Raw genomic sequence first — 25,110 nt, forward strand, 5'->3', positions numbered from 1 at the left:
TCAGGCCGCGTCGTCCTCCGCGGCGGTCTCCACGCCGAGGCGTACGAGCAGTCGGTCGCGCAGGGCCGCGTACTCCGGGCTGCCGTTGCGGCGCGGTGCGGGGAGCTCCACGGGGATGTCGACCCCGATCCGGCCCTCGTCGAGTACGGCCACCCGGTCGGCCAGCGCGATCGCCTCGTCCACGTCGTGGGTGACCAGCAGGACGGCGGGCCTGTGCCGCTCGCACAGCTGCCGCAGCAGGGTGTGCATCCGGATACGGGTGAGGGCGTCGAGCGCTCCGAACGGCTCGTCGGCGAGCAGGAGCCGGGGTTCGCGGACGAGGGAGCGGGCGAGCGAGACGCGCTGCTGCTCGCCGCCGGACAGCTCGATCGGCCACGCCTGCTCGCGGCCTTCGAGTCCGACCTCGGCGAGGGCGGTGCGGCCACGCTGGACGGCGTCGGGTCCGCTCAGGCCCAGGACGACGTTGTCGAGGAGACGCTTCCACGGCAGCAGCCGCGCGTCCTGGAAGACCACCGACACATCATCGGGGGCGACGAGTTCACCGCTGCCCGGCACGTCGTGGTCGAGCCGGGCGAGGGCTCGCAGCAAGGTGCTCTTGCCGGATCCGCTGCGGCCGAGGAGCGCCACGAACTCGCCCGGGGCGATGGCGAGTTCGAGGCCGTCGAGGACGTGGCGGCCGCCGAGGGTGCGCACCAGATTCTCGATGCGGACCGTGGGGTGATCCGTCCCGTCCCCGGTCCGGGGCCCGGTCGCGGTCAGCCCGCCAGTGTCCGTCGCCATGACAGGGTCCTCCTCTCCACGAGCCGTACCAGGGCGTCGGAGACGAGCCCGAGGAGTCCGTACACGACGAGACCGACGATGATGACGTCCGTCTGTCCGTAGGTCCGCGCGAGTTCCATCATGTAGCCGATGCCGCTGGTGGCGTTGACCTGCTCGACGACGACCAACGCCAGCCAGGCGGCGGTCACACCGAAGCGCAGCCCCAGCAGGAATCCGGGCAGGGCGCCCGGCAGGACGACATGGCGGACGAACTGGAGCCTGCCGAGGCGTACCGTCTCGGCGAGTTCGGCATAGCGGTTGTCGATCGTGCGCAGCCCGTTGTGGGTGTGGATGTAGATCGGGACGAAGACGCCGAGCGCGATCGTGATGACCTTCATCGTCTCGCCGATGCCGAACCAGAGGACGAGGAGCGGGATCAGCGCGAGCGAGGGGATCGCCCGCTTGATCTGCACCGGCCCGTCGACGATCCCTTCGCCGAGGCGGCTCAGACCGGAGACGAGGGCGAGCAGCAGTCCCGCCGCGGTGCCGAACACCAGGCCCAGCAGCGCGCGTTGGGCGGAGGTCGCGAAGTTGGACTGCAGCCGGCCGTCGGCGATGAGGTCGCGCGCCGTTCCGGCGATGGTCCAGGGGGCGGGCAGGCTGCGCGCGTCGATGAGTCCGGCGCCCGAGCCGGCCGCCCACACCACGAGCAGCAGCAGCGGGCCGATCGCCCAGCCGTACGGGACGGGGCGGCCGGGTCCCAGTCTCCTGCGCCTGCGCGCCGGCGGGCGGGAAGGGGCGGCCCCGCCCGTCGGCGCCGCGGTCGCCGCCCGCTGTTCAAGGGCCGTGGTGCTCATGGAGTTTTCCTTTCACCGGCCGTGGCATCGGCGGCGACGCGCTCGTACCGGCGGTCGAAGAGGATTCCCGCGTCGAACGTCTTGTGCTTCTGCTCTTTCGCCAGCAGGTCGACGGTCTGCTGCTGCCGCTTGATGGCTGCGGTCCAGTCGGCCGGGAAATCAGGTTGGCCGGACCTCTTGACGAGGTACTCGCCGTCCTCACGGCTCAGCCCTTGATTCTTGACGTAATATCCGTCGATCCATTGCTTCGGGTGCCCGTCGATCCAGATCTGCGCGCGTGCCCAGAATTTGATGAGTTCTCGGACCGCAGCGGATTTCTGTGCGTCGCCGACGGAATCGGTGAGCGCCCACAAGTGCCCCGGATCGTCACGGAGCCCGTGTTTGATGGTGATGCCGCCGTCCCTGCCGTACTTCGTCAGATAGCGCTTGACATTGACGTCGGCGATGGGTGCGGCGTCCACCTGCCGGTTTCCCAGGGCTGTGGGATAGACGTCGCCGGTACTGGCGAGTTCGACGAGGTGGACGTCCCGCTGAGTGAGATGGGCCTTCTTCAATATCCTCAGCACGAGCGCCCCTTGCGCCTGTCCCGGGCTGTAGGCGATCTTCTTTCCGCGCAGGTCGGCGAGCGACTTTATGTGCGCACCCGGGGCGATCCCCAGCTCGTAGATCGGGTCCGCGATCGGATCCTTGCGGAACTTCACCGCCACGAGCTTGGTGTCCAGGCCGGTCCAGTGGGCATTGATCGACGGGATCTCCGCGGCCGAGCAGATGTCCAGCGCGTCGGCGCGGAATGCCTCGGAGCATTGCGGACCGCCGCTGATGTTGGCCCACTTCACTTTGAAGGGCAACTTGTCGATCTGTCCGGAGAGTTCCAGGGCGACCTTGAGGTCGGGCGCTCCGACGGTGAGGGAGGTATCGGCGGACAGCTTGGCCGGAATCTTCTTCGCCGCGACATTCGCACTGGCCGCCGTGGACCGGTCATTGCTCACGCACGCGGTCAGCAGAAAGGACGCGGCGACGGCGGCCAGTGCGCCGACGCGCAGGGACATGGGCATGCAGGTACGTGGAATCATTCGTGCCTTCACGGGACGAGGGGCACGCCTTCACACGGGGTCGAAAGGGCCGGAAAGGCGCGTAAAGGGAAACGGGGCGATCTCGATATGACTCGGCGCGACTCAACGCGGCTCGACTGACCTCGGCGCGAGAAAGTCAGGACGGAGGTCAGCTACACACCGCGGTGGCGACGCGCATCAGATCGATGGCCCGTCGTTTCCGGAACCGCCGGCAGATCCACATGCCGTCGAAGCTATCCACGGGCCAATTCCCGGTCAAGACAATGGGGTTGACTGGCATCCGGCTGCAACGAACCCTTCATGGACCTGCCATACGCACGGGTCGGGCGGCCGGGTCGGCCGGAAGCGACCGAACCCACCAGGCGGGACCGAGGCAGCCGGAACCGTCACGCAGCACCGGAAAGCGCCGGGGAGGACCGGAGCGGCCGACGCCGGAGACGACGAGCCCGGCCGCGCCCACCGGAGACATCGGACCCGGCCGCGGGGCCAGGCGCGCCGGTCGTCAACAGCCCTGCATGGCCGCCCTGTCGCAACCTTGTGCGGCGCGACCCGGCCCCGCCCCCGTCACCCGGCGTCGGGGTGGTCGAGGCCGAGGTGGTCGCGCAGGGTGGGGCCCTCGTACTCGGTGCGGAAGACTCCCCGTTCCTGGAGGAGCGGGACGACCTGGTCGGCGAAGGTGTCGAGGCCGCCGGGGGTGATGTGCGGGACGAGGATGAAGCCGTCGCTGGCGTCGGCCTGGACGAGTTCGTTGATGGCGTGGGCGACGGTGGCCGGGGTACCGACGAAGTTCTGCCGGTTGCCGGTGTGGATGACCAGGTCGCGGATGGACCACTTGTTGGCGGCGGCGAGTTCGCGCCACTCGCGGGCGGTGGCAGGCGGGTCGCGGTACATACGGACCTGGGCCCGCCCCTTGGCGATGTGCTGCTCGCTGACGTCCGGGTCGATGTCGGGGAGCGGCCCTTCCGGGTCGTACGAGGTCAGGTCGCGGTTCCAGACGAATTCGAGGTGCTTGATCGCGGTGGCTCCGCTGACCTGCCGGCGCCGCACGTCGCGGGCGAGTTCCTCGGCCTCCGCGTCGGTGTCACCGAGTACGAAGGTCGCGGCGGGCAGGATCTTCAGTTCGTCGGGGCGGCGGCCGTACGCGGCGAGGCGGCTCTTGACGTCCGTGTAGAAGGCCTGGCCCTCCTTGAGGGTGGCGTACCGGCTGAAGATCGCGTCGGCGCTCGACGCGGCGAACTCGCGCCCCTCTTCGGAGTCGCCGGCCTGGAAGATCACCGGGCGTCCCTGAGGGGATCGCGGGACGTTGAACTGGCCCTGGATGTCGAAGTGGTGGCCGGTGTGGACGAAGGAGCCCGCTTTGACATCGTTCAGGAAGATGCCGGCGGCCTGGTCGGCGAGGATCTCGTCGCCACGCCAGGAGTCGAAGAGTTCACCGGTCGTGGCCAGGAACTCCTTCGCCCTGGAATAGCGCTCGTCCTGGGGGAGGAATCCGCCGCGGCGGAAATTCTCGCCGGTGAAGGCGTCCCAGGAGGTGACGACGTTCCAGGCGGCGCGGCCGTCGGAGAGGTGGTCGAGGCTGGCGAACTGGCGGGCCACCTCGTAGGGCTCGTTGAACGTGGAGTTGATGGTCCCGGTCAGTCCGAGGTGTTCGGTGACGGCGGCGAGCGCGGCCAGGACGGTGAACGTGTCGGGTCGGCCGACGACGTCCAAGTCGTATATCTGGCCGCCCTGTTCACGCAGGCGCAGGCCTTCGGCGAGGAAGAGGAAGTCGAACTTGGCGCGCTCGGCGGTCCGTGCGAAGTGCGCGAACGAGCTGAACTCGATGTGGCTGCCGGCCTTCGGGTCGCTCCAGACGGTCGTGTTGTTGACCCCGGGGAAGTGGGCGGCCAGATGGATCTGCTTCAGCGGCTTGCTCATGTCGTACGTTCTCCGTCCGGCTCAGGCGGTCGCGGTCGCGGCGTAGCGGTTGGCGGGGCGGGCGAGCCCGAGCAGACCGCGCAGGGTGTCGGCCTCGTAGGCGCGGCGGAAGGCGCCCCGGCGCTGGAGTTCGGGGACGAGGCCGCGGGTGATCGCCGGCAGGTCGTGGCCGAGCACGGCGGGCCGCAGCCGGAAACCGGTCAGCCCTGCCGACTGCAACTCCTGCAAGAGATCGGCGAGTTGGGCCGGTGATCCCGCGAAGATGCGCGCGTCGCTGGTGTACGCGGTTCCGGCGACGGCGTCGAGACGCTCACGGCGCGCGTGCGCGGCGGCGGGATCGTCGTCGAGGAGGACGACGAGGTCACCGAAGACGTGCAGCGGCTGCTCCGCGCGGCCCGCCGCCTGCTGCTCGGCGCGGATCTCGGCGACGATGGCGCGGGCCTCGTCGGCGTCGTGCGGGGTGACGTAGCCGATGTCGCCCTGGCGGGCCACCAGCCGGTACGGGACGCTCTGGTGGGCGAGGGCGCTGACGACGGGCTGGTCCTGGGGCGGCCGGGGAGTGATGGAGGGGCCCTTCACGCTGAAGTGACGGCCATGGAAGTCGATGTAATGCAGCTTGTCGCGGTCGACGAAGCGGCCGGTGGCCTCGTCCCTGATCTCGGCGCCGTCCTCCCAGCTGTCCCAGAGGCGGCGGACGACCTCCACATAGTCGGCGGCCTCGTCGAAGAGGTCGGACGCCAACTCCCCCGCGTCCTTGATGTCCTGGGCGTCGAGCAGCGGGATCGCGCGGCGGCCGAAGTGGGCGGCCTCGTTCGGGCGGGCGGAGACCTGGACCCGCAGCCCCGCGCGTCCGGTGCTCACGTAGTCGAGGGTGGCGATGGCCTTGGAGATGTGGAACGGCTCCGTGTGCGTGACCACCGTGGTCGGCACCAGGCCTATGTGCCGGGTGAGCGGTGCGATGCGCGCGGCGAGCAGCACGGCGTCGAGGCGGCCGCGGACCTGGTCGCTGCGGCCGTCGAGGGCGAAGCGCTGGGAGGACTGCAGGCCGAGCCCGTCCTCGAAGGTGACGAAGTCGAGCAGGCCGCGCTCGGCCTCGGCGACCAGGTCCGCCCAGTACCCGGCGGTGAACAGGTCGCGGGGCCGGGCCACCGGCTCGCGCCAGGAGGCCGGGTGCCAGCCGGTGCCGTCGAGGGCGGCGGCGAGGTGCAGCGGAGGAGTGGATGCTGAGGACACAGCTGTGCCTTCCTGAAGGGTCCGTACGAGACCGCCCGGCCCGGCGCGTGACGAGCGCGGGGCGCGGCGGCGGGGAGCAGCGCCGTGGGACGGGGCCGCGGTCGGCGGCCGTTGGAGCGTCGCTCAGGGGCGACAGAGCGCGGCGGCCACGCGCTGCAGATCGATGTACGGCCGGGTGTGAAGGCGCACGCGGCGACGCGGGTTCACGACGTGCGGGCAGGGCTCGCGTCGCATGCCCCGCCTCCGTCCGCCGTGCCGGGCGCAACCTGCCCGGCGCATCTCCTCGTTCACAACGGCCGCGTCCCGCTGTCTGTTCCTGGCGATGTTCTCGGCGATGTGCCCGGCGTGCGCACGTGCAGGATGCGGGTACGGGTGCGCAGGCTGAAGCCGATCGACTCGTAGAGCCGGATCGCCGTCCTGTTGGCCGCCGCCGCGTGCAGGAAGGGCGTCTCCCCGCGTGCCTTGATGCCCGCGGCGACCGCGCGGACCAGCCGGGTCGCCAGGCCTCGTCCTCGGTGGGCCGGGTCGGTGCAGACCGCGCTGATCTCGGTCCAGCCGGGCAGGCGCAGGCGTTCGCCGGCCATCGCGATCAGTCGCCCGTGCTGCCTGATGCCGAGGTAGGTGCCGAGTTCCACGGTCCGCGCGAGAAAGGGGCCCGGCCGGGTGCGGGCGACCAGTTCCAGGATCTCCGGTACGTCGCCGAGGCCGAGCGGCACCGCTTCGGGGGCGGGTCCGGTTCGCAGGGAGACGTCGACCAGTTGGACGCCGCGGCCGCCGCCGATCACTTCCCACCCGGCGGGCACCCGGTCGATTCCCTTGACCCGTACGGCCGTTGACGGGCCGACGAGTGCGTGCAGGTCCGCCCACGCGGCCGGGTCCGCGGGGTCGGCGAGCGCGGCGAACCCGTACACGTCCGAGGGGTAGCGGGCGGCGCGGCCCAGCCGTTGGGCGAAGTGCTGGTGCGGGCCGGTGAGGGCGGCCCAGACGGCGTTGTCGAGAGCTGGGGGGTGCGCCACGGAACGGGGAGGACTCACCTGACCATGTCTAGCAGGCAGATGGACGTCGGATCATTGCGGACGCATGAAATCTGTCCCTGACCAGGGACAGTCGACGGAACGCATACGCAGTGCGCCCCCGATGACCGGGGGCGCCCGGGGTTACTTCGTGGTGCTACGCCAGCGGCGTGGCCCGGATCGCGGAGATGTCGAACTGCAGCCGGACCTTCTCGCTCACCATGGCGCCGCCCGTCTCCAGGCGCTGGTTGTAGACCAGGCCCCAGTCGGTGCGGTCGATGGTGGTGGTGCCGTCGAAGCCGGCCCTCTCGAAGCCGAACGGGTCGAGGACCGAGCCGAGGTAGTCGAGTTGCAGATCGACGGGCCGGGTGACGCCACGGATGGTCAGATCGCCCGCCATGCGGAAGGTCTCGCCGCCCTCGTGGACCGTGGAGGTGCTGCGGAACACCATTTCCGGGTGGCGCTGCGCGTCGAAGAAGTCCTTGCCGATGAGGTGCGCGTCCCGCTGTTCCACACCCGTGTCGACACTGGCCACCTTGATGACGAGTTCGGCCCGCGACTCGGCGGGCCGGGCGCCGTCGAAGTACAGCGCGCTCTCGTACTCGGCGAAGGCGCCGCGCACCGTCGTGACCATCGCGTGCCGCACGGAGAACCCGATGCGGCTGTGCGGGCGGTCGACGGTCCACTGCCCGGTCAGGGCGCGCAGCGCCGGGTCGAGCGCGGCACCGGCGGCCGCGGACGCCGGGAACGGCGTATCGGGGCCGACAGCCTGCGCCGGTTCGAGGGTCGCGGTCGGGCGACGACTGAAGATACCCATGATGTCGACGTCTCCTTCGAGTCTGATCACTCCGTGCTATCACGCGGGCGGCCGGTGCCCGGAGCGAGATGGGAGGCCTCGTCCGGGTTCCATGGAGCAGCCTGCAAAGATGCACAGGATCAGCACGACGTGGATGCACGGTCGGGTGGCCGTGCGTGACGCACGGTCATTGGAGAGCGGTCGAAGGTCACGGCCTCAGATCGGCTCCGCGTCGTAGTGCCTGCCCGCCGCGACCACGGCCGCGACGGATCGCAGCGCGCCGAGGTCGGCGAGCGGGTCCCCGTCGACCACGAGCAGGTCGGCGCTGAAACCGGGCGTGAGCTGCCCTGTTTCGTCTCCGACTCCCAGGGCGTGTGCGGCTTCCGTGGTGGCCATCGCGAGGACGCGTTCGGCGGGCAGGCCCAGGTGCTCGTAGAACGTGAGGCTGCCCGGCAGGCCGTCGAAGCCCGCTCGCTGCACCCCGGCGTCGGTGCCCGCGATGAGCCGTACCCCGGCCCCGGCCATCTGCCGTACGGCGTCGAACATGGCCTCGGCGCGTTCGGCGCCGAAGATCTGCGGCAGCATCCGCCAGTGCGGGCTGACCGTCGGGCACACGTGGATGCCCTGCTCGACGATCCGGGCGAGCACGTCCGCACGGACGTCGATCCCGGTGGGCGTCATCCAGGTGCAGTGCTCGATCGTGTCGACGCCGGCCTCGACCGCCGCGGCGATGCCCTCGGCGCCGTGCGCGTGTGCGGCGACCGGCAGTCCCGCGTGGTGCGCTTCGCCGACGAGCGCCGTCAACTCGTCCTGGGTGAACTGCGATTCCCAGCTCTGTGCTCCCCCCTTCGTGAGGCCGCCGCCGGTCTCCATGACCTTGATGACCTCGGCGCCGGCCTCGATGTTGCGCCGTACGAGGCGGCGTACCTCGTCGCTGCCCGTGGCCTCGCCGCCGAGGAACCAGCAGTGGCCGCCGGGCGGCGTGACGGGCGTCGCCGCGGAGACGATCCGGGGGCCGGGGTCCTCTCCCGCGGTGACGGACGCGGCGAGGCGCACGGCGAGGCCGCCCCGGTCGCCGAGGTCGCGGACGGTGGTGACGCCGGCGCTCAGCAACTGCCGCGCGCGGGCCTTCATCGCGGTGAACAGCGCCTCGTCGTCCTGCTGTTGGAGTGTGGCGACCGGGTCGGTGCCGCCGTCGAAACAGAGGTGGACGTGGGCGTCGATCAGGCCGGGCAGCAGGGTGCCGGCGGGGTGGGCCAGCCGGGGTTCGCCGGGCCGGGTGAGGCGCTCGACCTCCTCGCGCGGTCCGACGGCGGCGATGGTGCCCTCGCGGACGAGTACTGCTCCGTCGGCGAGGGGGTGGCGGTCGGCCCCGGCCAGGACGTGAGCGGCGGTGAGGAGCATGGGGGCTCTCTTTCGCTGGTACGGAAGGGAAAGAAACGTACCGTTCGACCGCGCCGTCCCGGGGCGCTCCGCGCACGCGCCTCCCGCGTGATCAACCAGGGGCGCCACAGGCCCCGTTGGCGAACTCGGTGAACGCCAGGTGTGCGTCGGATGGTGGACTCGCGGAGACCGTCAGCCGGGCGCGGCGCGCACAACCGTTCCGGGTGGCATGGGCGTCCTTGGCGGAACATGGCATATCGGGACTCGTTTCTCTCGATGCGCGTACGTCGGCCCCCACGCGTCGTGGCGACGGGACTGGTTGCACATCCGGCGTACGCGCATCGCCCCGGCGCGTTCCTCGAACCAACGCGCCGGGGCGCATCACGTCAGGCGCTCGCCGTGGCGAAGTAGTGCCCTTTGTCGAGGTCGTCGAGGAGGCCGGGCTGCGTCGGCCGCCAGCCCAGGAGCTCGCGCGTGTACGCGCTGGAGGCGGGGCTGTCCAGGCCGAGGAACGTGGCCAGCCAGGTGAAGTGACCGGCCGCGTCCTCCGGAGAGACCGAGGTGACCGGCAGGTCCAGGTGGCGCCCGATCACCTCGGCCACGGACCGGATCGGCACGCCCTCGTCGGCGACCGCGTGCAGGGTGGAGCCCGCGGGCGCGTTCTCCAGCGCCAGACGGAAGAGGTGCGCGGCGTCCGAACGGTGTACGGCGGGCCAGCGGTTGGCGCCGTCCCCGATGTAGGCGGAGACGCCCTTCTCGCGCGCGGCGGCGACCACGGCGGAGAGGAAGCCGTGGTCCCCGTCGCCGTGGACGGTGGGAGGGAGACGGAGCACGGACGAGCGGATGCCGCGGTCCGCGAGGGCGGCCGCCGCGTGCGCGTTGGCCATCCGCTTGGCAGGGCCGCTCGGGTGGGCGCCGGGCGAGGCCCCCGCCCGGCCGTCCTGTTCGGTGGCGATCCGCCCGGGCGTCAGTCCGAGCAGCCCGGAGGCGAGGACGAAGGGGCGGTCGGAGCCGGCCAGCGCCTCGCCGAACGTGTCGATGGCGCGCCGGTCCGCGTCCGCGGCGGCATCGAAGCCGCCACTGAACGCGATGTCGTGCTTGAAGGCCAGGTGGATCACGCCGTCGGACTCGGCGGCGGCGCCGCGCAAGGTGTCGAGATCGTCGAGCGTGCCGCGGACCACCTCGGCGCCGGCCTCGGTGAGGGCCCCGGCCGAGGCGTCCGAGCGGGCGAGTCCGACCACCTGATGACCTGCGCCGATGAGCTCCGGAACCACGGCCGAACCGATCCAGCCGGACGCACCGGTGACGAATACACGCATGAGAAGACCCCTCAAAGGACCTATCGATGTCAGTGACTGTCATAGACCCTAGCACTGATGTCAGTCACCGTCATCACATAGGATCGGGGCCATGAGCCGATGGGAACCGAACGCGCGCGGCCGCCTGGAGCAGGCGGCCCTCGACCTCTACAGCGAGCGCGGGTTCGAGCAGACCACCGCCGCGCAGATCGCCGAGCGCGCGGGCCTCAGCGAGCGGACGTTCTTCCGGCACTACGCCGACAAGCGCGAGGTGCTGTTCGGGGGCGCGCCGATCCTCGAGAAGCTGTTCGTGGACACCCTCGCCGGTACCGAGGACACGGTCGCGCCCATCGACGCGGTCGCCTCGACCCTGGACGCCGTCGGCGCCGTCTTCCTGGACCGCTACGAGCACGCCCGGCAGCGCCAGGCCGTCATCGCGGCCAGTCCGGAACTGCGCGAACGCGAGCTGATCAAGCTCGCGTCCCTGTCCGCCGCGCTCGCCACCACGCTGCGCGGGCGCGGCGTCGAGGAGCCGGCCGCGAGCCTCGCCGCCGAGGCGGGTGTCGCCGTCTTCAAGGTCGGGTTCGAGCGCTGGATCGGCGGTGACGGGGAGCGGCCGCTCGCGGAGTTCCTGCGGGAGTCGCTGGACCAGCTCAGAACGGTGGCCTCGGGCGGGTGACCACACGCGTGAAGAGGGCGCCCCCTGCATGTGCAGGGGGCGCCCTCTTCACGCGCGATCCGCCGACGGGGAGCGGCCCGCGCCTACCGGCCCTCGGCCCTGGTCTTGGCCTGGAGGACTTCGTCGATGTTCTCCTCGCGCCAGCGGCGCAGCAGGTCGTGGAAGGCGACGGCGCCGTGCGGGTAGGCGGTGGGACCGTTCGGGCGGCCGCGGCCCTCGCGGTTGTAGTAGCCGGGGGTGCATTCGGCGTGGAACCACGCGTGGTCGGGGGCGTCCCGCGCGCAGACGTCGATCCAGGCGTCCTCGGCCTCGGGGGCCGGCTCCAGGAGGGCGTCCTTCTCCTCGGCTGCGACGACCAGGGCGGCGGCGTGCACGGCCTGCTCGTCCAGGATGTGGGAGAAGTTCACGCTGCTGGCGTTCTGCATCGAGCCCAGCTGGATCAGGTTCGGGAACCCGTTTTTGGTGAAACCGTGCAGGGTGCGCGGGCCCCGCTCCGCCAGCACCTGCAAGAGCTGGACGCCGTCGCGGCCGGCGACGGGCAGCTTCCCCGAGGTGACACCGGAGACGCCGACGGAGAACCCGGTGGCGAACACCAGGCAGTCGACCTCGTACTCCACGCCGCCCACGACGACGCCGCGCTCGGTCATGCGCTCGATGCCGTGGGTCCCGGCGGTGTCCACGAGAACGACGTTGTCCCGGTTGAACGCGGGCAGGTACTTGTCGGAGAACGTGGGGCGCTTGCACGCGTACCGGTACCAGGGCTGGAGGGCCGCGGCGGTCGCGGGATCGGTCACCTCGGCGGTCACCCGGGCGCGGATCCGGTTCATGGTGGCGTGGTCGGCGGCTTCGTAGGCGGCCTCGAAGTCCGGTTCGCCGTCGCGGCGGAAGCTGGGCAGCAGCTTCTCCAGCAGGCCGGCCGACTCCGTCCAGCGATCGGTGACGAGGTCCTCCTCGGCCTCCTCCCCGGAGACGATGCGCAGGAAGTTCTCGCGGCGTGCGGCCGCCCAGCCCGGCCGGTCGGCGTCGACCTCCCGCGGTGTCATGCGCCGTTGACCGCGTACGTCCACGGCGGAGGGGGTGCGCTGGAAGACGTACAGGCGCATCGCGTCCTCGGCCAGCATCGGGATGACCTGCACGCCGGTGGCGCCGGTACCGACGACGCCGACCCGCTTGCCCGCGAGGCCCGTCAGACCGCCTTCGGGGCTGCCGCCGGTGTACCCGTAGTCCCAGCGCGAGGTGTGGAAGGTGTGGCCCTTGTAGTCCTCGATCCCGGGGATGCCGGGCAGCTTGGGCTCCGAGAGCGTACCGGTGGCGGTGATCACGTAGGTGGCGCGGAACGTGTCGCCGCGGTCGGTGGCGACCACCCACTGATGCGCGGTCTCGTCCCAGGTCAGCGAGGTGACGGCGGTGGAGAACAGAGCATCCTCGTACAGGCCGGACTGCTCGGCGATGCGCACCGCGTGCCGCCGGATCTCCTCGCCCGGGGAGTACTTCCACTCGGGTACGTATCCGGTCTCGTCCAGCATCGGCAGGTAGATGTGCGACTCGATGTCGCAGTGGATGCCCGGGTACCGGTTCCAGTACCAGGTGCCGCCGAAGTCGCCGCCCTTCTCGACCACGCGCACCTTCGCCACGCCCTGCCGGCGCAGGCGCGCACCGGCCAGGATCCCACCGAAGCCGCCGCCGACTATCGCGACGTCCACCACGTCGTGCAGCGGCTCGCGCTCCGCTGCCTCACCGATGTACGGGTCGGTGGCGAAGTAGCCGAACTCGGCGGTGGTGGCCCGGTACTGGCCCGGACCCTCGGGACGCACCCGGCGGTCCCGCTCGACGCGGTAGCGCTCACGCAGCGCCGCCGTCTCCTGCGGGGTGGGCGGGGAGTCGCAGTGCGGCAGGGTCATCGGCCGGGTTCCTCTCGTGGGGGGACGAACGTCGGGCGCCGCACGGGTGTGGGCGGCGCCCGCCCTGGGCGTCCCGCACGGCCCCCGGTACCGTAACCCAACAACCGGACACCGTTGTCCGGTAGCGATGAGGTCGCGCCACACGGCCGCACCCGCGCCACGAGTCGACTCGACACGAAAGGCCCCCGATGTCGGACGTCACCCCCACCTCCCCGCTGCGCGACTGGCTGGCGGATCCCGCCGCCGGACAGATCCTGCGCGGGATGCTGGCCTCCCAGGGCCAGAGCGAGCAGGCCCTCTCCCCCGCCCTAGGCCTGCCGCTGGAGCAGCTCGTGAAGATGTCCGGCGGGAAGTTCCCGCCGGAACTCGTGGACGTCCTGGTCACCGCCGCCAGGACCGGCGTGATTCCGGAGGGCCTGCCCACCGCTCCCCCGGCCGCCGCCGACTCGGCGGCGGAGCCCGCCCCGGGCGTCGAGATCGGCGCCCCCGAACCGTGGTCGGAGCAGGTCACGCCCGGCCGTTTCGACGGCCAGACCGTCGTCGTCACGGGTGCCGCCTCCGGCATCGGCAGGGCCGTCGCCTCCCGCATCGTGCGCGAGGGGGGCCGCGTGATCGCCGTCGACATCTCCGAAAATGTCGCGGCCCTCGCCGCCGACCTGGGCGAGGCGGTCGTCCCCGTCACCGCGGACATCACCGCGCCCGCGTCCGCCGACGCCGTCCTGGCCGCCGCGGGCGGCCGCGTGGACGGTCTGGCGAACGTCGCGGGCGTGATGGACGACGACGCCGCCGTCCACGAGGTCGACGACAAGGTCTGGGACCGTGTCATGCGCGTCAACGTCGACGGCCCCATGCGTCTGATGCGCGCCGTCGTGCCCGGCATGCTCGCCGCGGGCGGCGGCCGGATCGTCAACATCGTCTCCGAGGCCGCGCTGCGCGGCTCGGCGGCCGGCGCCGCCTACACGGCTTCCAAGCACGCCCTGGTCGGCCTCACGAAGTCGTCGGCCTACCAGTACGCGGGCACCGGTGTACGGGTCAACGCCGTCGCCCCGGGTGCGGTGGCCACCGGCATCCCGGTCCCCGCCCCCGCCCCGTACGGCTCGGCGCGCACCGCGAAGATGCGGGTCGCGATCCCCGGCCTGGCCATGGCCGAGGAGCTGGCGGCCTCGATCACGTTCCTGCTGAGCAAGGACGCGGTGAACATCAATGGCGCGATCCTGCCGTCCGACGGCGGCTGGTCGGCCGCCTGAGCGGCCCGCGCCCCGGGCCCGCACCCCGCGCCCTCAGCACTTCCTCCCGCACGCCACACCGTCCGGCCTCGCCGGGCGACAGGAAGGAGCACACCTCCGCATGACCACGTACCGCGCGCCGCGCACCCTGGCGGGTCTGGCCGCCGCCGGTCTCCTCGCGCTGACCGGTTGCGGCACCGAGTCCACCGGCGCCCCGGCCGGGAGCCCCGCACCGTCCGGTGAGGGCAGGAGCATCCGGGCCACCCAGGTCTCGCACGTGACCGACGTGCACGAGGCCACCGGCATGACCCTGCTGGAGGGCCCGGTCCTGGACGGGCACGGCGATCTGCACGTCGTGGACGTCACCGCGCCCGCCGGCGAGCCCAAGGTCATCTCCGTCGACGTGGCCACCGGCAAGCACCGGGGTGTCTACACCGACAAGACCGGCGCTTACACCTCCGCGCAGGTCAGCCCGTACGACCACCGCATGTATCTGACGGACTTCGCCACCGGTTCCGTCGTCAGTATCGCGCCGGACGGCTCGGACCCCCGCACCTTCTTCTCCGGCAAGGTCGGCGGCTCCACCATGACGCCCGACGACATCGCCTTCGACGACGACGGCAACCTGTACGTCAGCGACGCGCACGGCACGGAACCGGACGAGACCGACGGCCGGATCGTGCGCATCGACCGCGACGGGAAGAAGACCACCGTCCTGGCCGACGGACTCGCCCAGCCCAACGGAGTCATGTTCGACCCCGGGCTGCACGGCCTGTGGATCAGCGAACTCGCCAAGGACACCATCTCCTACCTGCTGCTCGACGCCGGCAGGACGACGGTGACGTCCCGGCACGAAGCCATTCACGTCGACGGCGGCCTGGCCCAGACCGACTCCATCGCCGTGGACGCCGACGGCAACCTCTACCAAGCGCTGCACGGCCGCCCCGCCATGGCCGTCTACAGCAAGTACGGCGCGCGGCTTGCCACCGTCGAGATTCCGGCCAAGGAGGCCGAGGGGCTGCGGTCGGCCACCAACGTCGCGATCGCGCCGGGGCGGACGGCGGCGTACATGACCGTCAGCGGCCCCGCCGGCGGGTACGTCTACAAGTTCGCCGCTCTGGCCGAGGGCATCCGCCAGTCCAACGGCGGCTGACCCTCACTCCTCGACCGCGGCCTCGAAGGGCCGCACCGGCCCCACCTCGACGCCGAGCAGCCGCCAGGCCTTCAGGGCGATGCGCTCCCGCTCGGCCAGGGTGGGGCCGGCGACGGCTCCCGAGACCATCGCGACCGCGAGCATGAGGTCGTCGGCGGAGAGGCTGTGGCCGACGGGCAGGCAATGAGCCAGGACGCCGTGGACACGCCCGGCCAGCGCGCGGGCTTCCTCGCCGTCGCCGCGCACACGCAGCAGATCGACGAAGGCCGTCGAACGTGTCATGTGCCAAGTGACCACGCCCAGCACGCTCTTGAGGTTCGCGCCGGGCTCGGCACCGGCCTGCTCGATGTGCTGGACGTTCTCGTCCAGGACGGCGGAGGCCAGCGCGATCCGGTCGGCGAAGTGCCGGTAGAGACTGCCCTGCCCGACGCCCGCGCGGCGTGCGACGGCGGACAGCGGGGCGTTCAGGCCCTGCTCGGCGAAGACCTCGCGCGCGGCGGTGATGAGGGCGGCCCGGTTGCGGGCCGCGACCCGCCGTCCCTGGTTGGCCGGCCGGCCGGCCCGCACGGCGTCCGTGTCCAGTGCGGCCGGCTCGGATTCCTGGTGCTCGGCGGGGGTCGTCACCTGGGCAGCGTAGTACGGGCGCCCTGCGCACCGGCCCGGCAGCACGCCGTCGGCACGCGGTCACGGGGACCCGCTCGGCCGGGCGGGGACGCGGGCAGGAGAGCGCCGCTCACGCCACGCGGGGTCCCCCGAGGTACTTCCCGTGGCTGTCGTACGGCCAGGTGTTGGCGCGGCAGCCGCGCAGCCCGTCGATCTGCTGCATCATCGCCGGCGCGGGGAGGCCGGGCCCCGGGCAGGTCTCGTGGCCGTGGCCGATGCGGTGTCCGACCTCGTGGTTGATGATCAGGGCCCGGTACTCGTGCAGGGGTCCGGAGAACTGCGGTGAGCCCGTGTTCCAGCACTTGAGGTTCACGATGACCTGGTCGCCGACATCGCAGTTGACCTCCCCGCGGGTGTGCGGCCCGGCCGCACCGCAGATCCGGTCCACCGTGTCCGGCGTGGCGCTCTTCACCTCGAAGTCGTACGGGCCGGAGGCGACCAGCCGGAAGCCGTCCCGGCCATTGGCGGTCCAGCCGCGCCGGTCGCCCAGGATGCCGTGGATCTCCGCGGCGGCGCTGTTCACCGAGACACCCGTGCCGACCTCCACCTCCACTTTGTAGCGCCGGATGGTGCCCGTGCCGACCGCTTCACCGGAGGCCGTGGCGGTGACGAACGATCCCGGTCCGCTCTCCGCGGTGGGGGGAGCGGAGGGGGAAGGAGCCACGTCGTCCGGCGGCTGCGACGCGGCCTGCTCCGGAGTCTCCTGGGCCTCCCGGGTCTTCCGGGGCTGGGTGCCCGGCCCCGCGGCCGACCGGGCGGCGCCGTCGTTGCCGCACACCACCAGCAGGGTCAGCACCGCCACGAGCGCGAACGCGGTCAGCCAGAGCAGGCGCATCCGGCGGGCGGGCGGCAGGCACGGGGCGGGGCGGGGCGGGGCGGCCGCCCGAAGTCGCGAACGGAGCGGTCCCCGAGGGGCGTTGGGCGGAGGGCGTCCTGGCATGGCGCATGGCTTCAGGCTGGGAAGCCCCTGTGATGGGACGAGCCGCACAAGGTCACGTACGCATAACGAACGGGCCTGCAAGGCCACGCGCGGCACACCGCGGGCGGGCGGATCACGACGGAGAGCTCCGCTGTCCGGCGCAGGCGACGGGCGAGGCGCAACCGGCCCGGGACCCGGTCGAGGTCCGGGTCACCGACCGGCACGCGGCCGCGAAGGGGAACCCGGGTGACGGCTGGGTGGTCACCGTCACGAACAGCGCGTGCCCCTCATAGGGCCCTCGGCAGGACCCTCAGGCGGAGATTGGCCGCCGCACCCCGTCGGTGGACTCCCGGACGCGCAGCCAATGCGGCGCGACGTACACCTCGAAGGGCAAGGGCTCCTCCGCGACGATGCGTGCGGCCAGACACTTCACCGCCATGGAGGCGATGGCCGACATGTCGGGGACGAGGGACGTGAGGGGCGGAGTGCTGTACAGGCCCTCTTCCGAACCGTCGATCCCGGCGACAGCCACGTCGTCGGGTGCTCTCAACCCCGCCTCGTGCAACGCTTGTTGAGCGCCGACGGCCAGCATGTCACTGAAGCAGAAGACCGCGTCCGGGCGCGATCCGGGGGGCAGCGACACGAGCACGCGCATGGCGAGCAGCCCGTTGCGGCGGTCGAACTCCCTGATGCCGGGAGCGAGTCGCGGGTCGTACGTCAACCCAGCCTCATGCAGCGCGAGTTGGAAGCCCTCCAGCCTCTGCCGACTGGTCGCCGAGGCGTGCTGGTCCACGCCGATCGCGGCGATCCTGGTGCGGCCGAGACCGGCGAGATGTGCGGTGACCTCGCGCGCCGCGGCCACGTTGTCGATCAGCACATGGTCGGCCACGATGCGATCGCGCTCGTAGTTCCGCTCCCCCAGCAGGACCAGGGGGAACGTGTCGGCGACCCGGGCGAGTTCGTCCAGCGACACGCGCAGCGGTGACAGGATCACGCCGTCGAGCAGGGACGCGCCGACGCCCGTCGCGAGCCGCAGCTCCTCGGTCGCGTCGCCCAGGGTCTCCTCGATGAGGACGGTGAGTCCCAGCGCGGCGGCTTCCGCCCTGACGTGGTGGGCGAGTTCGGCGAAGTAGGGCGTGGCCAGGTCCGGGACCGCGAGACCGATCAGTCCGCTGCGCCCGGTCCGCAGCTGTCGCGCCGACGCGTTCGGCCGGTAGCCGAGTTCGCGCACGGCGCTCATCACGCGGGCCCGCGTCGCTTCGGACACCCGCGGGGCATCACGTACAACGTTGGACACCGTCTTGATCGACACACCGGCGCGCTCCGCCACGTCCTTGAGCGTCACAGCCGCCACCGACCAGCCCCTATCACCAGAGTTTTCCCAGATTATGCACGAAGGCAGGCCAGTTGAAGGAGCTGGGGCGGATTCCATTTCGTTCGCGACGATGGGTTGACCCCACGGAGACACGACGGTTACAACGTTGGAACAGGTGGCAAGCGCTTGCTGTCGCTGTCCTCTCCGGGGGCATGTGCGCAAGCCGGTGCTGCCCGCTGCCGCTGCCCGCAGCACCGCATCCGTCCCACTCCTGAGAGGGTCCGCATGTCTCCGCTCCGCTCGAACACCCCACTGCGCGCGGCCGTGGTCGGCACGGGAGGCATCGCGCGCTCCAGTCATCTGCCGGCGCTCCACGAGCTGGCCGCCGAGGGCGAGGTGGACGTCGTCGCCGCGGTCGACGTCGACGCGGGCGCGGTGCGCGCGTTCGCCGACGGGGCGGGAATCCCGTACGCCGCGACCGACCTCGACGCCATGCTGGCCGAAGTGCGCCCGGATCTCGTGGTGTTGTGCACGCCGCCCGCCGTGCACCGGGAGCAGTCCGTGGCCGCGCTGCGGGCAGGGGCCTGGGTGTGGTGCGAGAAGCCGCCCTGCCCGTCGCTGGCCGACCTCGACGCCGTCCGGGCGGCCGAGCCGGGCGGTGACGCGGACCCGTACGCGTCCATCGTCTTCCAGCACCGCTTCGGATCCGGCGCGCGCCATGTCGGCCGGCTGCTGCGGTCCGGCGCGTTCGGCCGCCCGCTGGTGGCCCACTGCCAGACCACCTGGTACCGCGATGCCGCCTACTACTCGGTGCCGTGGCGCGGCCGTTGGGCCACGGAGGGCGGCGGCCCCGCCATGGGGCACGGAATCCACCAGACGGATCTGCTGCTCGATCTGATGGGCCCCTGGAGCGAGGTGCGGGGCATGGCCGCGCGGCTCGTGCACGATGTGGAGACCGAGGACGTGTCGACCGCGCAGGTGCGCTTCGCCAACGGCGCCCTGGGCACCGTCGTCAACAGTGTGCTGAGCCCGGACGAGGTCAGCCGCATCCGGATCGACTGCGAGCACGCCACGATCGAGCTCACGCATCTGTACGGCTACCGCAACGCGGACTGGCGCATCACCCCGGCCCCCGGCGTCCCCGAGGAGACCGTGACCGCCTGGCGGGACTTCGGCGCCGACGAGCCCAGTTCGCACCTGGCCCAACTCCGCTTCCTTGTCGCCGACATCAACGCGGGCCGCCGCCACGCCACCAGCGGTGACGGCGCCCGGCGGACGCTGGAGTTCATCACGGCCCTGTACAAGTCCGCCTTCACCGACACCCCCGTCCACGCCGGTGACATCGGCCCCGGCGACCCCTTCTACACCGACCTGCACGGCGGCGCCCCCGGCTGGGCGCCCGTTACCCCCGGCAAGGAAGAGACCCCCGCATGACGCTCGCACTCACCCACGCCCACGGTGACCGCATCACCGTGACCCACGAGGCCACAGGAACCGAGCTGTTCGCCTACGTGTACCGGCCCGAGGCCGCATGGGAGGCGCCGAAGCCCTACCTCCACCCGATCAGGACCCTGTCGGGCGCGCTCGTCACGGACTACCGCCCCAACGACCACCGGTGGCACAAGGGCCTGCAGATGACGGCCTCGCACCTGTCGGGCCAGAACCTGTGGGGCGGCAACACCTACGTGCACGGTGACGGGTACCTCGCCCTGCCCGAGAAGGTGGGCTCGATGGCGCACGTCGCCTTCGAGGAGGTCTCCGCGGCGGGCGACGGCGCCGTGCTCGCCGAGCGCCTGACCTGGCACCCGTACGACGGTGGGCTATGGGCCGAGGAGGAGCGTCGCATCGAGGTGCGCGACCTCGACGCGCAGGCCGGCAGCTGGTCGTTCACCTGGACCTCGGCGGTGACCAACCGGCGCGACGAGCCGCTGCGTTTCGGCAGCCCCACCACCCATGGCAGGCCGGCCGCCGGGTACACCGGACTGTTCTGGCGCGGCCCGCGCGCCTTCCGCGACGGCCGGGTCTTCACCGCGGAGGCGGACGGCGGCGACCTGATGGGCAGTCAGGCGCCCTGGCTCGCGTATGTCGGAGAGCACGACGGGCGCGACGGCCACGCCACGGTCGTCTTCGAGCACGCCACGGCCAACGACCACGCGGGCGAGAAGGGGACGCACCCGGCGCACTGGTTCGTGCGCAGCGACCCGTTCGCCGCGGTCGCGCCGTCCTGGGCGTTCCACGAGGAGCTCGTCCTCGACCCTGGCGACACCCTCTCCCGCGCCTACCGGGTGACCGTCGCCGACGCCGCCTGGGACCGCGCGCAGGTCACCGCCCACCTCGCGGGGCACGCGTGGTGAGCGCGCCGCACGACAGCACCCCGGCGACGTATCCCGGTTTCCCCGCCGCGGTCGGTGTGTCCCGGCTGCGGGTCTACGACTGGCCGACGGTCGACGGCCGGCCCGGCGGCGGCACCCCGCACCTGCACCTCGCGTGCAGCGAGGGGTACGTGGTCACGGCGGGCCGGGGCGCCGTGCAGACACTGACCGTCTCCGGCTACCGGGAGACGCCCCTGGAGCCCGGCACCGTGGCCTGGTTCACGCCCGGCACGATCCACCGCCTCGTCGACGAAGGCGGCCTGGAGATCACCGTCGTCATGCAGAACAGCGGGCTGCCCGAGGCGGGTGACGCGGTGCTCACCCTGCCGCCCGGCCTGCTCACCGACGCCGGGACCTACGCGGACGCCGTCCGTATCCCCGCCGACGTTCCCGAGGCGGAGCAGGTGGCGGTCGCCCGCGCCCGCCGCGACCTGGCGACCCGCCGGTTCGTGGAGCTGCGCGACGCCACCGAGGGCGGCGACCCGGGTCCACTGGCGGAGTTCCAGCGGGCCGCAGCCGCTCTGGTGCGCCCCCGCCTCGATGCCTGGGAGCAGCGCTGGCGGGACGGCGCCCTGGCCGCCGCGACGGCCACCGGAGCCCAACTCGCCGCCCTGCGCGGCAAGGACGAGCGGCACCTGGCCGAGGCCCGGGTCGCCGCGACCGGCCCCACGGCCCGCGGACGCTTCGGCATGTGCGGCCGCCTTGACGTCTACCCCGGTATCTGACATCCCCCCGAACCGACCCCGTCCACACACCCGTCACCCCTGGAAGGTCCTCATGCCCGAGCCCCCGAGCGGCCTGCGCCGACCGGCCTCCCGCCGCGCCTTCCTGGCCGCGGCCGCCGCCGGCCTCAGTACGGCCCTGACCTCCACGCTCTCCGCGTGCTCCACCGCGAGCGGCAGCGCCTCGGGCGGCGTCACCCTCCGGTTCTCCTGGTGGGGCAACGACGACCGCGCCGCGCGCACCGAGCAGGCGGTGCGGCTCTTCGAGAAGGAACATCCCGGTGTCACCGTCCGCACCTCGAACGGGGAGTTCGGCTCGTACCTGCAGAAACTGGCCACCCAGGCCGCGGGCGGCGGCGTACCCGACGTGGTCCAGCTCGACTACCGGCAGGTCTCCCAGTACGCGGGCGGCGAGGCGCTGTTGCCGCTGGACGACGCCATCAAGGACGCGACGATCCGCACCGCCGAGATGGACAGGGACTTCCTGCGCACGGGCACGTACAAGGGCGGGCAGTACGCCCTGCCCATGGGGCGCGGCATCACCGGTTACGCCTACGACGCGTCCGTCTACAAGAAGGCCGGCATCCCCACTCCGCAGCCGAGCTGGACGTGGGAGGAGTGGGCGCGGACCAACCGGAGGATCGCGGCCCTGGGGTTGAAGTCCCCGGACGGGCGGCCCTTCACGGGTGCCAACGACGGCGGCGGCAACGAGGACGTGTTCGAGGACTGGCTGCGCGGCCGCGGCGGGGCCCTCTACAAGAACCAGACCGAACTCGGCTTCACCGAGGACGACTTGGCCGCCTTCTGGTCGTTCTTCAGCAAGCTCCGCGACGAGGGTGCCATCGCTCAGGCCAGGGACAGCACGCAGGCCATCAGCACGGAGACCTGCCCGATGGGCCGGGGCCTCGCGGCCGCCGACTTCACCTGGGACGCGCCGTTCCCCGGCTACCCGGCGCTGCTCGGCGACGACGTCCACTTCGCCCCGGTCCCCACGACGGACGGCCGCCAGGGCGTGTACTTCAAGCCGAGCATGCTCCTGGGAATCGGCGCGCACAGCGAACACCCCGAGGAATCGGCCCAGTTGATCGACTTCCTCCTCAACGACACGCGGGCGGGCGACATCCTCGGCTTCTCCCGGTCCACCCCGCCCAACCGGACGATCGCCGCCCGCGTCGCCAAGACGCTCAAGGGCCCGGAGCGGGAGATCTACGACTACGCGCAGCGGCTGGAGAAGTACGGCGTGGACATCCCGCCGACCGCGCCGCCCCGCGGTGACCTGGCGATCCAGTCGGGCTTCGGCCGCGCCTACGAGCGCGTGATGTTCGGTCTTGCGACGCCCCGGCAGGGTGCACGCGAACTCATCGACGTGGCGAACCGGGAGCTGAGGTCATGAGCACGGTCTCGACGAGGGCGCCCGCGCGCGCCGACAGCGGGAGCGACCCGCGCCCGCCGGCCCGCAAACGGCGCCAGGTGCGTGAACGGCAGTGGCCCGCCTACGTGTTCCTCTCGCCCTGGATGATCGGCGCGGTCGTGCTGACCCTGGTGCCGATGGCGGTGTCCCTGTACCTGTCGTTCACGGACTACAACCTGTTCGACCCGCCGCACTGGGTGGGCCTGCGCAACTACACCGAGATGCTCACCGAGGATCCCCGGTACTGGCGGTCGGTCGGCACCACGATGCTGTACGTCGTCGTGGCCGTCCCGCTGAAGCTGGGCCTCGCCCTCGGTGTGGCGATGCTCCTGAAGAACCTCGGCCGGGGCCGCGCCTTCTACCGCTCCGCGTTCTACGCGCCCTCCCTGCTCGGGGCGAGCATGTCCATCGCGCTGGTGTGGCGGGCGATGTTCAACGACGGCGGCACAATCTCCGGCGTCCTGGACTCGCTGGGCATCCACGGCGGCGGCTGGGTCGGCAACCCGGATCTCGCGGTGTACGTCGTCGTCCTGCTGACGGTGTGGCAGTTCGGGGCGCCCATGGTGATCTTCCTGGCGGGGCTGCAGCAGATCTCGCCCGACCTGTACGAGGCCGCGGCGCTCGACGGGGCGGGCCGCCGACGGCAGTTCCTCTCCATCACCGTGCCGATGCTGTCACCGGTGGTCTTCTTCAACCTGGTACTGGAGATCATCAACTCCTTCCAGGTCTTCACCCCGGCCTTCGCCGTCAGCGGCGGCAAGGGCGGCCCCGCCGACTCCACGATGTTCTACACGCTCTACCTGTACGAGCGCGGCTTCACGGCCTCGCACATGGGCTACGCGGCGGCGATGGCCTGGATACTGCTGATCGCCATCGGCGCGATCACCCTGATCCTCTTCCGGACGTCCCGGTCCTGGGTCTTCTACGCGGACGAGGAGGGCCGATGAACATCACCATGAAGCGGTGGCTGCCGCACACCGCGGCGGCGGTGTGCCTGCTCGTCCTGCTGTACCCGCTGGCCTGGCTGCTCGCCACCTCGCTCAAGCCGGCCGACGAGGTCGTGACCAGCCTCGACCTGTGGCCCAGCCACCTGGAGTGGTCGAACTACACGACCGCCCTGGACGGAGTCTCCGGCATCAGCGTCACGCGCCTGCTCGGCAACTCACTGCTCATCGCGGTGGGCGCCGTCGTCGGCAACGTGCTGTCCTGTTCCCTGGCCGCCTACGCCTTCGCCCGGCTGCGCTTCCGGATGAGCAAGGTGATGTTCGCCTTCATGGTGGCGACGCTGATGCTGCCGCACCACGTCGTCCTGATCCCGCAGTACATCATCTTCAACCGGCTCGGTCTGGTGGACACGTACTGGCCGCTCATCCTGCCCAAGTTCCTTGCCACGGAGGCGTTCTTCGTCTTCCTCATCGTCCAGTTCATGCGCGGACTGCCGCGCGAACTGGAGGAGTCCGCCCGGATCGACGGCTGCGGCCCCTTCCGCACGTACTGGTCGATCACGCTGCCGCTGACCCGGCCCGCGCTGATCACCACGGCGATCTTCACGTTCATCTGGACGTGGAACGACTTCTTCACGCAGATGATCTATCTGTTCGCGCCGGAGAAGTACACCATCACGCTCGCGCTGCGCAGCTTCGTCGACCAGTCCAGCACCTCCGCGTACGGGCCCATGTTCGCGATGTCGGTGATCTCCGTGCTGCCGATCGTGCTGTTCTTCTTCGTCTTCCAGCGCTACCTGGTGCAGGGCATGGCCACCTCCGGACTGAAGGGCTGAGCCGCCATGACCCACGCACCCGCTCCACCGCGCGAGCGCCGGGAACCCGGAGAGGTCTTCGGTTCCGGCTTCGCCCTCTTCGCCGACATGCTGCTCGTCGGGCTGCTCACCAGCCTCGCCGCGCTGCCCGTCCTCACGCTCCCGGCCGCCTTCCGCGCCGCCACCGCAACTCTCAGGGGTACCGCCCGTACCGGCGTGCAGATCAGTGCGCGCGCCTACGTCGGACAGCTGCGGGCGCACCTCACCGCACGCGGCCTGGCCGCCGGTCTGCTCCCCCCGCTGCTGCTCGCGGTCCTGCTGGTCGACGCCGCGCTGGTGCGCGGCGCGCTGCCCGGCGCGGGCCTGATGGGACCCGCCCTGGCCCTGCTCGCGCTGGGCGCCGCGGTCGTGGGGCTGCGCTCCACCGCGCGAAGCGCCCCGCACCGACTGTCCCCGCGTGCGGCGCTGCTGCGCTCGGCCGCCGACCCGCGCGGCACTCTCCTCCTGGCCGGCGCCGTGGTCCTGGCCGCACTCCTCGCCTGGTCGATGCCGCTTCTCGTGCCGCTGCTGCCGGGCCCGCTGGCGTTCGCCGCGACCGTGGTGGAGCTCCGCGCCGAGCGGGACAGCGAGCAAACCTGAGCAGCTGCCGCCGCGCACCCGC

Annotated in this window: 23 protein-coding genes; 10 read left to right on the forward strand and 13 right to left on the reverse strand. The window is 71.7% G+C overall.

Features of this window, described 5'->3' with window-relative positions; translation table 11 throughout:
- The 9 genes from AB0J02_RS23655 to AB0J02_RS23695 all read right to left on the reverse strand — a co-directional run bounded on the left by AB0J02_RS23655 (nt 1) and on the right by AB0J02_RS23695 (nt 10,350).
- Nucleotides 1–780, reverse strand: a complete 780-nt coding sequence (locus AB0J02_RS23655; protein WP_363195728.1) for an ABC transporter ATP-binding protein — start codon at nt 778–780, stop codon at nt 1–3.
- Nucleotides 756–1,616, reverse strand: a complete 861-nt coding sequence (locus tag AB0J02_RS23660) for an ABC transporter permease (RefSeq protein ID WP_363195729.1) — start codon at nt 1,614–1,616, stop codon at nt 756–758. The genes AB0J02_RS23655 and AB0J02_RS23660 overlap by 25 nt, the downstream gene beginning before the upstream one ends.
- On the reverse strand, nt 1,613–2,665 hold the full coding sequence (locus tag AB0J02_RS23665) for an ABC transporter substrate-binding protein (RefSeq protein WP_363195730.1): 1,053 nt from the start codon (nt 2,663–2,665) through the stop codon (nt 1,613–1,615). Before AB0J02_RS23665 ends, AB0J02_RS23660 begins: the two co-directional genes overlap by 4 nt.
- Before the next feature lie 588 nt (nt 2,666–3,253).
- Nucleotides 3,254–4,606, reverse strand: a complete 1,353-nt coding sequence (locus tag AB0J02_RS23670) for an NtaA/DmoA family FMN-dependent monooxygenase (protein WP_363195731.1) — start codon at nt 4,604–4,606, stop codon at nt 3,254–3,256.
- A gap of 21 nt (nt 4,607–4,627) precedes the next feature.
- Nucleotides 4,628–5,839, reverse strand: coding sequence for an LLM class flavin-dependent oxidoreductase (locus tag AB0J02_RS23675; protein WP_363195732.1), 1,212 nt, complete (start codon nt 5,837–5,839; stop codon nt 4,628–4,630).
- Nucleotides 5,840–6,126: 287 nt separating this feature from the next.
- Nucleotides 6,127–6,873, reverse strand: a complete 747-nt coding sequence (locus AB0J02_RS23680; RefSeq protein ID WP_363195733.1) for a GNAT family N-acetyltransferase — start codon at nt 6,871–6,873, stop codon at nt 6,127–6,129.
- Between the two features lie 136 nt (nt 6,874–7,009).
- Nucleotides 7,010–7,669, reverse strand: a complete 660-nt coding sequence (locus tag AB0J02_RS23685) for a YceI family protein (protein WP_363195734.1) — start codon at nt 7,667–7,669, stop codon at nt 7,010–7,012.
- Between the two features lie 195 nt (nt 7,670–7,864).
- Nucleotides 7,865–9,052: an amidohydrolase family protein gene (locus AB0J02_RS23690; RefSeq protein ID WP_363195735.1), complete on the reverse strand. Its 1,188-nt coding sequence runs from the start codon at nt 9,050–9,052 to the stop codon at nt 7,865–7,867.
- A gap of 365 nt (nt 9,053–9,417) precedes the next feature.
- A complete protein-coding gene (locus AB0J02_RS23695) occupies nt 9,418–10,350 on the reverse strand; it encodes an SDR family oxidoreductase (protein WP_363195736.1) in 933 nt (310 codons plus the stop codon).
- A 91-nt stretch (nt 10,351–10,441) separates the two neighbouring features.
- Here AB0J02_RS23695 and AB0J02_RS23700 point away from each other — a divergent pair, with 91 nt between their 5' ends.
- Nucleotides 10,442–11,008: a TetR family transcriptional regulator gene (locus AB0J02_RS23700; RefSeq protein ID WP_363195737.1), complete on the forward strand. Its 567-nt coding sequence runs from the start codon at nt 10,442–10,444 to the stop codon at nt 11,006–11,008.
- Nucleotides 11,009–11,091: 83 nt separating this feature from the next.
- Here AB0J02_RS23700 and AB0J02_RS23705 read toward each other — a convergent pair whose 3' ends face one another.
- The gene (locus AB0J02_RS23705; protein WP_363195738.1) at nt 11,092–12,909 is read right to left on the reverse strand and encodes an NAD(P)/FAD-dependent oxidoreductase; all 1,818 of its coding nucleotides are present in this window, start codon (nt 12,907–12,909) and stop codon (nt 11,092–11,094) included.
- 188 nt (nt 12,910–13,097) lie between these two features.
- On the opposite strand from AB0J02_RS23705, the gene AB0J02_RS23710 reads away from it, so the two are divergent.
- Nucleotides 13,098–14,156 carry an SDR family oxidoreductase gene (locus tag AB0J02_RS23710; RefSeq protein ID WP_363195739.1) on the forward strand — a complete coding sequence of 353 codons (1,059 nt, stop codon included), beginning with the start codon at nt 13,098–13,100 and terminating at the stop codon, nt 14,154–14,156.
- 100 nt (nt 14,157–14,256) lie between these two features.
- On the forward strand, nt 14,257–15,288 hold the full coding sequence (locus tag AB0J02_RS23715) for an SMP-30/gluconolactonase/LRE family protein (RefSeq protein WP_363195740.1): 1,032 nt from the start codon (nt 14,257–14,259) through the stop codon (nt 15,286–15,288).
- Between the two features lie 3 nt (nt 15,289–15,291).
- Here AB0J02_RS23715 and AB0J02_RS23720 read toward each other — a convergent pair whose 3' ends face one another.
- The 3 genes from AB0J02_RS23720 to AB0J02_RS23730 form a co-directional block, all read right to left on the reverse strand.
- Nucleotides 15,292–15,870, reverse strand: a complete 579-nt coding sequence (locus tag AB0J02_RS23720; RefSeq protein ID WP_363195869.1) for a helix-turn-helix domain-containing protein — start codon at nt 15,868–15,870, stop codon at nt 15,292–15,294.
- A 151-nt stretch (nt 15,871–16,021) separates the two neighbouring features.
- Nucleotides 16,022–16,786 carry a DUF3152 domain-containing protein gene (locus AB0J02_RS23725; protein ID WP_363195741.1) on the reverse strand — a complete coding sequence of 255 codons (765 nt, stop codon included), beginning with the start codon at nt 16,784–16,786 and terminating at the stop codon, nt 16,022–16,024.
- Nucleotides 16,787–17,180: 394 nt separating this feature from the next.
- Complete coding sequence (locus AB0J02_RS23730; protein ID WP_363195742.1) at nt 17,181–18,224, reverse strand: LacI family DNA-binding transcriptional regulator; 1,044 nt, start codon at nt 18,222–18,224, stop codon at nt 17,181–17,183.
- 246 nt (nt 18,225–18,470) lie between these two features.
- Here AB0J02_RS23730 and AB0J02_RS23735 point away from each other — a divergent pair, with 246 nt between their 5' ends.
- The 7 genes from AB0J02_RS23735 to AB0J02_RS23765 are packed head-to-tail and all read left to right on the forward strand — an operon-like array spanning nt 18,471 to nt 25,088.
- Nucleotides 18,471–19,619 carry a Gfo/Idh/MocA family oxidoreductase gene (locus AB0J02_RS23735; RefSeq protein WP_363195743.1) on the forward strand — a complete coding sequence of 383 codons (1,149 nt, stop codon included), beginning with the start codon at nt 18,471–18,473 and terminating at the stop codon, nt 19,617–19,619.
- Nucleotides 19,616–20,539: a PmoA family protein gene (locus AB0J02_RS23740; RefSeq protein WP_363195744.1), complete on the forward strand. Its 924-nt coding sequence runs from the start codon at nt 19,616–19,618 to the stop codon at nt 20,537–20,539. Before AB0J02_RS23735 ends, AB0J02_RS23740 begins: the two co-directional genes overlap by 4 nt.
- Complete coding sequence (locus AB0J02_RS23745) at nt 20,536–21,282, forward strand: cupin (RefSeq protein WP_363195745.1); 747 nt, start codon at nt 20,536–20,538, stop codon at nt 21,280–21,282. Before AB0J02_RS23740 ends, AB0J02_RS23745 begins: the two co-directional genes overlap by 4 nt.
- A gap of 52 nt (nt 21,283–21,334) precedes the next feature.
- Nucleotides 21,335–22,672 (forward strand): ABC transporter substrate-binding protein, encoded by a 1,338-nt coding sequence (locus AB0J02_RS23750; RefSeq protein WP_363195746.1) that lies wholly within the window; start codon nt 21,335–21,337, stop codon nt 22,670–22,672.
- Entirely contained in the window at nt 22,669–23,637 is a 969-nt protein-coding gene (locus tag AB0J02_RS23755) for a sugar ABC transporter permease (RefSeq protein WP_363195747.1), read from the forward strand. The genes AB0J02_RS23750 and AB0J02_RS23755 overlap by 4 nt, the downstream gene beginning before the upstream one ends.
- Nucleotides 23,634–24,470 (forward strand): carbohydrate ABC transporter permease, encoded by an 837-nt coding sequence (locus tag AB0J02_RS23760; RefSeq protein WP_363195748.1) that lies wholly within the window; start codon nt 23,634–23,636, stop codon nt 24,468–24,470. Before AB0J02_RS23755 ends, AB0J02_RS23760 begins: the two co-directional genes overlap by 4 nt.
- Nucleotides 24,471–24,476: 6 nt before the next feature.
- Entirely contained in the window at nt 24,477–25,088 is a 612-nt protein-coding gene (locus AB0J02_RS23765; RefSeq protein WP_363195749.1) for a hypothetical protein, read from the forward strand.
- The last annotated feature ends 22 nt before the right edge of the window (nt 25,089–25,110 follow it).

The organism is Streptomyces sp. NPDC050264 (genome assembly GCF_040655895.1).
Classification (GTDB): Bacteria; Actinomycetota; Actinomycetes; order Streptomycetales; family Streptomycetaceae; genus Streptomyces.